This is a genomic window from Streptomyces sp. NPDC008086, assembly GCF_042957325.1.
Classification (GTDB): domain Bacteria; phylum Actinomycetota; class Actinomycetes; order Streptomycetales; family Streptomycetaceae; genus Streptomyces.
This window is the reverse complement of record NZ_JBIBIA010000003.1, coordinates 890335-900787: the sequence shown is the minus strand read 5'-3', so window position 1 is coordinate 900787 and position 10453 is coordinate 890335. Positions and strand designations below refer to the sequence as shown.

General features: G+C 70.1%; 6 protein-coding genes and 2 pseudogenes. 6 read left to right on the top strand and 2 right to left on the bottom strand.

Annotated elements, in window-relative coordinates; genetic code table 11:
* Nucleotides 1-94, bottom strand: a pseudogene (locus tag ACFZBP_RS14240) (PadR family transcriptional regulator); the annotation flags it as partial.
* A 683-nt stretch (nt 95-777) separates the two neighbouring features.
* Between ACFZBP_RS14240 and ACFZBP_RS14235 the strand changes: the two are divergent.
* The 6 genes from ACFZBP_RS14235 to ACFZBP_RS14210 all read left to right on the top strand — a co-directional run bounded on the left by ACFZBP_RS14235 (nt 778) and on the right by ACFZBP_RS14210 (nt 9842).
* A complete protein-coding gene (locus ACFZBP_RS14235; RefSeq protein ID WP_391412978.1) occupies nt 778-1737 on the top strand; it encodes a cyclase family protein in 960 nt (319 codons plus the stop codon).
* Between the two features lie 85 nt (nt 1738-1822).
* A complete protein-coding gene (locus ACFZBP_RS14230; RefSeq protein WP_391412976.1) occupies nt 1823-4759 on the top strand; it encodes a SpoIIE family protein phosphatase in 2937 nt (978 codons plus the stop codon).
* 139 nt (nt 4760-4898) lie between these two features.
* The gene (locus ACFZBP_RS14225; RefSeq protein ID WP_391412974.1) at nt 4899-6476 is read left to right on the top strand and encodes an ATP-binding cassette domain-containing protein; all 1578 of its coding nucleotides are present in this window, start codon (nt 4899-4901) and stop codon (nt 6474-6476) included.
* Nucleotides 6473-7606 (top strand): ABC transporter permease, encoded by a 1134-nt coding sequence (locus ACFZBP_RS14220; RefSeq protein WP_391412971.1) that lies wholly within the window; start codon nt 6473-6475, stop codon nt 7604-7606. The genes ACFZBP_RS14225 and ACFZBP_RS14220 overlap by 4 nt, the downstream gene beginning before the upstream one ends.
* Before the next feature lie 74 nt (nt 7607-7680).
* Nucleotides 7681-8844, top strand: coding sequence for a substrate-binding domain-containing protein (locus ACFZBP_RS14215; RefSeq protein WP_391412969.1), 1164 nt, complete (start codon nt 7681-7683; stop codon nt 8842-8844).
* Nucleotides 8845-8930: 86 nt separating this feature from the next.
* Nucleotides 8931-9842 (top strand): transposase family protein, encoded by a 912-nt coding sequence (locus tag ACFZBP_RS14210; protein WP_391413050.1) that lies wholly within the window; start codon nt 8931-8933, stop codon nt 9840-9842.
* Between the two features lie 29 nt (nt 9843-9871).
* On the opposite strand, the pseudogene ACFZBP_RS14205 reads toward ACFZBP_RS14210, so the two are convergent.
* Nucleotides 9872-10315 (bottom strand): annotated as a pseudogene (locus ACFZBP_RS14205) (PP2C family protein-serine/threonine phosphatase); the annotation flags it as partial.
* Nucleotides 10316-10453: the final 138 nt, after the last annotated feature.

Sequence of the window (10453 nt, the reverse complement as noted above, 5' to 3'; positions counted from 1 at the left end):
CGTGACCGAACTTCTCGTCGAAGGCCCGCTTCAGGTCGTAGCCGTGGCGCGGGCCGGTTTCCAGGAGCCCCAGGAGGGTGTGACCGATGGACATGCGCCGCACTCTACACGCCGTGTATACGTGATGTGTATACGTGGCGTGTATACGTGAAGTGCGCAGGGCGTGGCGGGGTGTGCGGCGGTGCAGGTGAGGGGGCCTGGCCGGCGAGGTGATGTTCCTCATAATCCATGGGCGAGGCGTGTCGGGGTAAGGTGACGGACGCCCTTGACCTGCACAAAGCAGGCAGGGAGCCGTCTTCCAGGAGTCCAGAATGCTGCGTACCCTGTTCAAGTCCAAGATCTAACGCTTGGTCATCTCTGCAAGTCAGAGGCGTGATAGCCGGGTTGAGGTCAGCGAATGGTCAGCATCGGGCGCAGTGGCGTCCTGGCGTTGCTGACTTTCATGATGGGCCGTCAGTTGGATGCGCGTGGTCGCATGCCTCTGATGTCAGGCTCTTCCGGCTAGTCCGGCGCGCTACGGCCGCGTCGAGGTTTGGCTGACGGCCTTTGCTCGATGGAACGCGGGTATGACTTCCTGGATGCACTTTCAGAGCCGCCCCACGACCACCCCCTGAATGTGCGAGGCTGGTTTTCTGATCACGAGGAAGAAGCTTTTCCGTGTCACGGCGTCGAGGCCACGACGTCAGCCGGGTGCACGCCCCCGGAGGCCCGATCTGTGTCGCGCCCGGTGACGCCCTGCCGTCGGCGCCGTTCCGAAGCTGGGAGCGGTGAGTGCAGATGAGCTTCGACGCCCCGAACCCCAAGCCGACCGGTGCCGACAACGGGCCGGCCGTCTCCCGCCGGGAGTTCGACGCGCTCTTCGACGCGGTTCGCGCATGGGGTCGCTGGTCCCCGGCCGACCGTGGCGCCTGGAACCGTGTCACCGCGGACCTTGTGCGGGAGGCCGCGGCTGGCGTGCGGTCAGGGATCGTCGTCCCGCTGGCGCTGCCCTGGAACACCCGACCCGGTCCCGGCAACCGCAAGCCCGCCCTGCACCACATGACCGACCTCGGTGACGTGGAGGCGCCGGAACCCTCCACCCACAAGGACTTCATCGCCGCCGACTACCACGGCAAGGGCATCACGCATCTCGACGCACTGTGTCACATCGCCTACCGGGGGCAGCTCTACGACGGGCGCCCGGCACACGAGCTCGTCGATGCCGCAGGCGCCCGCTTCGGTGCGGTGTCGACGCTCGGGCCCCTCGTCACGAGAGGCGTACTCCTCGACCTCCCCGCCGTGCTCGGGATCCCCTGGCTGGAGCCGGGGCAAGCGGTGCACGCCAAGGACATCGTTGCTGCGGAGAAGGCGCTCGATGTGACGATCGACGAGGGCGACGCAGTACTGCTGCGCTCCGGGCACGTCCGCCGCCGCGAGGAGCTCGGTGCCTGGGACCCCGACACGGCGAGCGCGGGATTTCACGTGGACGCCGTGCCGCTGCTGGCCGAACGTGGCATCGCGCTGCTCGGCGGAGACGGCGACAGCGATGTACGACCCTCGCCCGTGGACGGTGTGCACTCGCCGGTCCACGCCCTGGCCTTGGCCGCGATGGGGGTGCCGCTGCTGGACAACTTGGACCTGGAGGAGCTCTCCGCCGCCACTGCCGAGGCGGGGCGGCATGAGTTCCTGCTCGTCGTGGCGCCGCTGAACGTGCCGGGAGGGACGGGCTCGCCCGTCAACCCGGTCGCGGTCCTGTGACAGACCCGGTCCGGTTACCGTGCGTGAGGTAGCTTGCGAATCATGATTAGTGTCCTTGGTGCCACTAATGCCCGTATCCTCGTCAATGCCAGATATTTCCGAAGAGTGGATTGTCGAAGGCGTGAGACGAAGCGTGGATCGGTCCGGCGGCGAACCGAACCCGGCGGGGCGTGCGACAGGCGGCACTGGGCCCGCCCGTTTCCGCGAGCGGTTTCTGCAGGGTGATCCGGTCGGGGCGGGTGTGCGAACCTCGATCCTTAATTCCTGGCAGCGCTGCCGGACCCTGGGGCTGTCGCCGGACCAGACCGACCTTCCCTACCGGGCGGATTTCGATCCGTACGGACGGCTAGTCCACGCAGCCGGACCGGTGCTCGACCGCCTGCAGTCCACATTCGCCGGCAGCGCGATGAACATCTCCGTCGCTGATGCGAGCGGGACGGTGCTCCTGCGCCGTTTCGGAGAGGCGTCGCTGGCCAGAACTCTGCCGGCCATCCAGAGCGTCCCGGGGTTCGTGTTCGCCGAGCAGGTCGCCGGTACCAACGGCATCGGTCTCGCCCTGGCGGAGCGGCAGCTCATCCGGGTCTATGGTGCTGAGCACTTCGCCGAGCGCTCCCAAGGCAGCGCCTGCCGCGCGCTTCCCGTCCGCGACCCCCTCAGCGGCCGCATCGAGGGCGCTCTGTGCTTCGGCTATCCCCGCAGCGCCGATGACCCGGCGCTGGACGCCGTGATACGCACGGCGGCCGAAGCTATCGAGCGGCGGCTGCTGGCACAGAGTTCCGCACGTGAGCGCGCTCTGCTTCGAGCCTACTGGGCCACCGGAGCCGAGGCCGATGCGAGCCTCCAGCACCGCATCGGGGTGGAGGAACTGGCCCTGGAGCTGCACCCATGCGACCGGGCGATCCTCATGGAGAAGGCCGCCGAGTTGATCTCCCGCGCACAGCGGGCCGCCGTCGACGTGCCCCTGCCCGACGGCCGACGGGTCACGCTCGTGAGCCGCCTGATGACGAGTGTCTCCGGAGTGGAGGGCATCGCCGTCGAGGCCGTTCTCCCCGGCCCCGCACCGCGCGTGCCTCTCGCCATCCCGCACCGGGTCGACGAGCCGCTGGGCTGCCCCGCCGAGCCTGCCGTCGCCTCTGTCCTCCCACTCTCCGGGGCCGTTCCCATCGCCGTGGCATCCGGGCATCTCTCCCTCATCCCACCGTCCGGGCAGCATCCTCCCGAGACGGCACCCGGCCGGCCCGCCGCGGCCCGCGAGGGCCTCACCACCGCCGCCATCGACGGCGTGACGGACGATCAGCCCGACTCCCCGCCCTCCGCCAAAGGACTCGTGATGGTGGGGGAGCCGCACGTGGGGACGTACGCCCTGGCCGCGCGGCGTCGCCTGGAGCTGCTGTCCGAGGCCAGCGTCCACATCGGCACCACCCTGGACGTGCGCCGCACGGCCCGGGAACTCGCCGAGACCGCGGTGCCGCGACTGGCCGACTTCGTCACCATCGACCTGCCCGAGGCCGTACTGCGCGGCGAGGAGTCCGCCGATCCCCACAGTGACCTGCGCCGTGCGGTGGTTCACGGCATTCGCGACGGCTGTCCCTTCAGCCCGGTGGGCAAGCGCATCGACTACGGCCCGACGGCGCCGCAGATGCGGTGTCTGACGAGTGGGCAGGCAGTGCTGGAACCGGACCTGCAGGCCGCCGCGGGCTGGCTCGCACAGGACCCAGAGCACTCCGGACAACTGCTGAGTCACGTCCACTCCCTCATCGCGGTGCCCTTGGTCGCCCGCGGCGTCGTGCTGGGGGTCGCCGGTTTCTATCGGTCGGAGGATCCCGCCCCTTTCGGAGACGACGACCGCTCGCTGGCGCAGGAGCTCGCCACCCGCGCCGCGCTGTCCATCGACAACGCCCGCCGCTACACGCGCGAACGCACCATGGTCCTGGCCCTGCAGCGCAGCCTGCTCCCGCACGGACAGCCCGACCAGGACGCCGTCGAGGTCGCCCATCGCTACCTGCCCGCCGAATCCGATGTCGGGGGAGACTGGTACGACGTCATCCCCCTGTCCGGCACCCGCGTCGGCCTCTTCGTCGGTGACGTCGTCGGCCACGGTTTGTTGTCCGCCGCCACCATGGGCCGGGTGCGAACCGCCGCACGCAGCTTCGCCGAGCTCGACTTCCCCCCGGACGAGGTCCTCACCCACCTCGACAACCTCGTGGGACGCCTGGACCGGGAGGCGTCCGCTGCCGAGGGCGCCGGCATCATCGGCGCGACCTGTCTGTACGCGATCTACGACCCGACCTCGCAGCAGTGCACCATGGCCCGCGCCGGCCACCCCCCGCCCGCTCTGGTCCGTCCCGACGGCACGGTGTCGTTCCCCGACCTGCCCGCCGGGCCCCCGCTCGGCCTCGGAGGTCTGCCCTTCGAAGCAGCCGAGATCCACCTCCCCGAAGGCAGTCAGCTGGTCCTCTACACCGACGGACTCATCGAGGACCGGCACCGCGACGTCGACATGGTCCTCGACCAGCTGCGCGAGGTCCTGGCCCACTCGGAGCGCGGACCCGACGAGACCTGCCAGGCGGTCCTCGACACCGTGGCGCCGGCCCACCCCTACGACGACATAGCCCTTCTCGTGGCCCGCACCCACGCCCTGGACCCGGGGCGGATCGCCACCTGGGATCTGCCCGCGGATCCGGCCCTCGTCAGCGAGGTCCGCTCCTCCGCCACCCGGCAACTGGCCGACTGGGGGCTCGACGAGGTCGCGTTCGCCGCTGAACTCATGCTCAGTGAGCTGGTCACGAACGCCATCCGCCACGGCGCGGGGCCCATCCGGGTACGGCTGCTCCACGACCGCAGCCTGGTCTGCGAGGTCTCCGACACCAGCAACACCGCCCCACATCTGCGCAGGGCAGCCACCACCGATGAGGGCGGTCGCGGCCTGTTCCTCGTCGCCCAGCTGGCAGAGAGCTGGGGCACGCGCTACACACCGGAGGGCAAGGTCATCTGGGCCGAATGCGGGCTCGACGCCGTCTGAGGGACGGAAGTGCAGGGTGGCCCACTGGCCCGTTGGAGCCACAGAAAGCAGCAAAATGCCTGAAATGCCGTGATATTCCCGGCTAGGATCGCTGACGCAAGTCGGGAAGAACTCACCAGTCCGACCCCCGGAGATGTCCGTGCACGACGCTCACGACACCTCTGCGCGGGCGGTCCCACCCATCGGGGCGGAGCCCCTGGTCCGTATCCGCGGGCTCTCCAAGCGGTTCGGCGGGACCCTCGCGCTGGCCGGGGTCGACCTCGACGTCCACACCGGTAGCGTCCTCGCCCTCCTCGGTCCCAACGGAGCCGGAAAGTCCACGCTCATCAAGGTCCTCGCCGGCGTCCACCACGCCGACGCCGGGCAGATCACCGTGGCCGGGGAGCCGCTGGGCAGCCATGCCGCCGCCCGGAGCATGTCCTTCATCCACCAGGACCTCGGCCTCGTGGAATGGATGACGGTCGCCGAGAACATCGCCCTGAGCACCGGGTATCCGCGCCGCGCCGGACTGATCTCCTGGCGGCGGACCCGAGAGCGGTGCACCGAGACACTGGCGATCGTCGCCGGTCATCTCGATCCCGACGCCCCGATCGCCGGCCTTCCCCCGGCCGAGCGTTCCCTGGTCGCCATCGCACGAGCCCTGGCGGCACGGGCGCAGCTCATCGTCCTCGACGAACCGACCGCCCGCCTCCCGGCCGCCGACTGTGCCCGGCTGTTCCGCGTCCTGCACACCCTGCGCGACCGGGGGCACGGCATCCTCTACGTCAGCCACCGTCTGGACGAGGTGTACGAGGTCGCCGACACCTTCGCCGTCCTGCGCGACGGCCACCTCGTCAGCCACGGCTCGCTGGTGGACCGCACCCCGGCCCGCCTGGTGCACGACATCATCGGCGAGGAACTGCCCGACCTCCCCCACTCTCGGCTTCGCTCGAGCGGGGGGACCCCCATCCCTGCCCCGGCCGGCGGCCCGGCCGTCCTGACCCTCGACGGCGTACGGACAGCCGGTACAGGACCGGTGGACCTGGAGCTCAGGGTCGGAGAAGTCCTCGGTCTGGTCGGCCTCTCGGGCGCCGGACACTGGGCCCTGGGGCGAGCCCTCGCGGGTTGCCGGCCCCTTCTCGGCGGACGTGCCGTCCTCGGCGGCCGCCCGTACAGTCCGCGTACGGTCGCCGACGCCGTCGGGCTCGGTGTCGCCTTCGTGCCCGGCGACAGGCTACGTGAGGGCTGCCTCGCCGAGCTGACCGTACGGGAGAACCTCCTGGCCAACCTCCGCGCGGGAGGCCGGTCTGCGCCGCACTGGATCGGTCCCCGCCGCGAACGCGGCGAGGCCACCACTCTGATCGAACGGTTCACGGTGCGTCCCCGCGACAGCGAGGCGCCCATCGCCACCCTGTCGGGCGGAAACCAGCAGAAGGTCATGATCGGCCGGTGGCTCCGGGTGGAGCTGCGCCTGCTGATCCTCGAGGAACCGACGGCGAGCGTGGACATCGGTGCCAAGGCCGCGATCCACCGCCTGCTCGACGAGGCGCTGGCCGCCGGCCTCGCCGTCCTCCTCATCTCCACCGACTTCGAGGAGGTCGCGGGCATGTGCCGACGTGCCCTCGTCTTCATCCGCGGGTCCGTGACGGCCGAGCTGAGCGGTCCGGCCCTCACGGTTGCGGGGCTCACCCGGGCGGCCTCGGCCATGCCCCCCTCCGGAACTGCGACGAACCCGTGACCCCGCCCTCCCCGTCCTCGCCCCGGAGGCAACCACGCAGACCGGGCCTGCTGAGCCGACTCGGCCGACGGGCCGGGCCGGGCCGACCCGGCGGGCACCTCATCGGCGCATACGGCCTCCTGGCCCTCACCGCCCTGCTCTTCCTGATCTTCTCCCTCACTCTGCCGCGTACCTTTCCCACCCTGGACACCGTCGACTCGATCCTGTCCAACCAGTCGATCCCGGCCGTTCTCGCGCTCGCCGCCATGGTCCCCATCGTGACCGGCGCGTTCGACCTCTCCATCGGCTACGGCCTCGGCCTGGCGCACGTCATGGTGATGCAACTCGTCGCGCACAGCGGGTGGCCCTGGCCGCTCGCCTGCCTCGCGGTGATCGTCGGAGGGGGTGTCGTGGGTGTCCTCAACGGTGTCATCGTCGAGTTCGGGCGGATCGACTCGTTCATCGCCACGCTCGGGACCGGCAGCATGCTGTACGCGCTGACCGGCTGGATCACCGACGGCGGCCGGATCGTTCCCGGCCCGGGGGGCCTCCCGGCCGCCTTCACCGACATCTACGACTCCACGTTCCTCGGCCTTCCGGTCCCCGCCTTCTACGTGCTCGCGCTCGCGGTCGCCCTCTGGCTGATGCTGGAGCGGCTGCCGCTCGGCCGGTACCTGTACGTCATCGGGTCCAACCCGCGCGCCGCCGACCTCGTCGGCATCCCGATCCGCAAGTACACCGTCTACGCCTTCGCCGTATCGGGGCTGATCGTCGGCTTCGCCGGCGTGCTCCTCGCGGCCCAGCAGCAGATCGGCAATCCGAGCGTCGGCCTCGACTACCTGCTGCCCGCCTTCCTCGGCGCCCTCCTCGGCTCCACCACGATCAAACCCGGCCGTCCCAACGCCATGGGCACTGTGGTCGCCGTCGCTGTCCTCGCCGTCGGCCTCACCGGCATCGTGCAGATGGGCGCCGACTTCTGGACGATCCCGTTGTTCCACGGCGGCACCCTGCTCCTCGCCGTCGGCCTGGCCGGCTACGCCGCTCGCCGCCGGCTGCGCACCGGCGTCGTCACGGCCCGCGACGCGTCCGCAACGCCGCAGCCGCCGTCCTCCCCGACGCGGGACGACGGCACGTCGGGCAGCACTCCATGACCATGCCGCGGCGGCCGTCACGACCGCACCCGACCGCGTCCTCCCTCCTGCCCGTCCCCACGCGAGGAGCTTCCGTGCACGACCACCGCAAGGCCCGGTCCGGCGGCTTCAGGGCGAGGTCCGCCGCCACCGCCCTGCTGGCCGCGGTAACCCTCCTGGTCGGGTGCGAACGCGGCTCGTCGAAGGAACCCGGGGGCCCCACCTCGGGCCCGAGCGGCTGCCCCTCGGTCCAGGCCAGGGCCCAGGCGGCCGTGCAGCGGGCGGAGCAGACCGACGTTCCCTGGCACGGACCGACCAGCGGCCCCACGGCGGTGGCCGGCCACACCATCGTCTACGTCGCCCAGACCATGACCAACCCCGGAGTCGCGGGCGTCGCCGACGGCGTGCGCAGAGCAGCGCGGGTCATCGGCTGGAACGTCCGGGTGATCGACGGTGGCGGTACCCCCGCCGGCATCCAGGCGGCGATGAGCGATGCCGTGGCCCTCAGGCCCGCAGGCATCGTCATCGGAGGCTTCGACCCCAACTCGACCTCGCAGCAGGTGGCCCGGGCGAACACGGCACGCATCCCGCTCATCGGCTGGCACGCGGTCGCCACCCCCGGCCCCAGCCGACGGCCGGAGCTCTTCACCAACGTCACCACCAAAGTCGAGGACGTGGCCAGAGTCAGCGCGCAATGGGTCATCTCGCACTCCAACGGCACCGCCGGGGTCGTGGTCTTCACCGACGCCTCGATCCCCTTCGCCAAGAACAAGTCCGAGCTGATCCGGAAGGAACTCGCCACCTGCTCGGGCGTGAAGCTGCTGGCATACCAGAACATCCCCATTCCGGACGCGAGCAGCCGCACGCCCCGGGAAGTCTCCTCACTTCTCTCCCGCTTCCAGGACCGGTGGACGTACTCCGTCGCCATCAACGACCTCTACTTCGCCGATGCCGCCCCTGCATTCCGTGCGGCCGGCAGGAAAGGTTCCGGCCCGCCGTTCAACATCGGCGCCGGCGACGGTGACCCGTCCGCCTTCCAGCGCATCAACGGCGAGCAGTACCAGTCGGCCACCGTGCCCGAGCCGCTGTCCCAGCAGGGCTGGCAGATCGTCGACGAGTTCAACCGAGCCTTCTCCAGTCGTCCGGCCAGCGGTTATGTGGCCCCCGTCCACATCACCACGGCCGACAACAGCGACGGTGCCACGACCTGGGATCCCTCGGGTTACCAGGAGGCGTACCGGAAGATCTGGGGTAAGTGACAGCGGTGTCGGGGGCTAACGAGTTGGTGCGTGATAGCGGGTGAGGCGTCGTGCCTGGCTGGTGGCATGATCCGTCTGTGGCGATCATGGTCAATCGGGTGGTACTGGCGCATCGGCTGTTCACGGGGATCTCTCGACGTCATCTCGTGCTCTTGGGCGCGGAGTTGGCGGCGCCGTGGCAAGCCGGGGTCGAGGGTCGTCGCCATGCTGCACGAGGGGGGGCCAGGAAGCGGGCCGCGGGAGCCGGCGCCCGCCATCAACTGGTGTTCGTCGACCGGCTGGTGGCCACGTTGATCCATCTGCGGCACGACCTGCCGCATTCGGTGCTGGGGCTGCTGTTCGGTGTCGACCGCTCCACCATCACCCGTGCGATCGCAGAGATACGCACACTCCTGGCCGAGCGGGGGTGCGCGGTTCCCGACCGTCCCGGCCTGCGATTACGGACTCTGCCCGACGTGTTCGCCTACGCCCAGGCCGAAGGCATCGAGCTGCGGCTGGACGCCACCGAGATCCAGGTCCGCCGACCGCCGGCTGGCCGCGGCGGACGACGGGCGTTTGTTTCCGGGAAGAAGAAGCAGAACACGATGAAGGCCACCGTCATCGCTGACTGGCGGGGCCGCACGTTATGGACCGATGCCCTGCGACCTGGTCGTATGCACGATGCCACGGCCGCCCGCAACGAAGGCATCGCCGTCTGCTTCCAGCACTCCCCCGACGTCGAGGTCCTCCTGGACGACGGCTACCTCGGCCTGAGCCGCGACCACCGCGGGCAAGCGATCACACCGCCCAGGAAACCGCGTCCGGGAGCACTGCCCGGCAGAGTCCAACAGTGGGAACGCGACCGCCACGAACACTCCTCCGACCGCATCACCGTCGAACACGCCCTCGCCGACCACAAACGCTGGAAGCAGCTGACACGCTGGACCCACCGCCGCGACCGCCTGCCCGACACCTACCGCGCCATCGCCAGCCTCGTCTCCGACCGCACCACCACCTGAAAACAGACCACGACCAGGCCAAACACGCCTCACCCGCTATCACGCACCAACTCGTAAGAGGCTCCCTTGGCGGCCGTCTGCGGCGGGGCGTACTCGATGAGCAGGAGTGCGATGTCGTCGGCCCTGTCGGGGGAGGACCGACAGGCGTCCCTCAGCAGCCCGTCGGCCAGGTCCTCCAGTCGGCTCCCGCCCATGTGCGCCAGCGAGGCCCGGAGCCGGTCGATGTCGGAACCGATGTCCGAGTCGCGCCTCTCGATCAGCCCGTCCGTGTACAGGGCCAGGACCGATCCGGGTACGAGGCTCAGTTCCGACTCCGGAAAGCGTGCCGCCGCGTCGATGCCGAGCAGAGGGCCGCCGGGCACATCCAGGACTTCGGCCTGCCCGTCGGGCAGGCGCAGCAAGGGCGGGAGGTGGCCGGCACGGACGATGCGGACGATCCCCGAGCGGGGATGGAAGCAGGCGTAGCAGCAGCTGAAGCCCCGGGCTGCCGGGCGCGTTGAACGACTTCCAGGTCGATGCGGAGGGTGGCTCCGTGCTCGACGAAGCGCGTACCTGGCGCATCGTCAGGTAAGTCAGCATCTGGTCAGCATCAGTTCCCGAACATCCTGAAA

What these genes read in the sequence shown, in the direction of transcription:
- ACFZBP_RS14235 (WP_391412978.1), top strand. Translation starts at nt 778, where the DNA reads ATGAGCTTCGACGCCCCGAACCCCAAGCCGACCGGTGCCGACAACGGG.
- ACFZBP_RS14230 (WP_391412976.1), top strand. Translation starts at nt 1,823, where the DNA reads ATGCCAGATATTTCCGAAGAGTGGATTGTCGAAGGCGTGAGACGAAGC.
- ACFZBP_RS14210 (WP_391413050.1), top strand. Translation starts at nt 8,931, where the DNA reads ATGGTCAATCGGGTGGTACTGGCGCATCGGCTGTTCACGGGGATCTCT.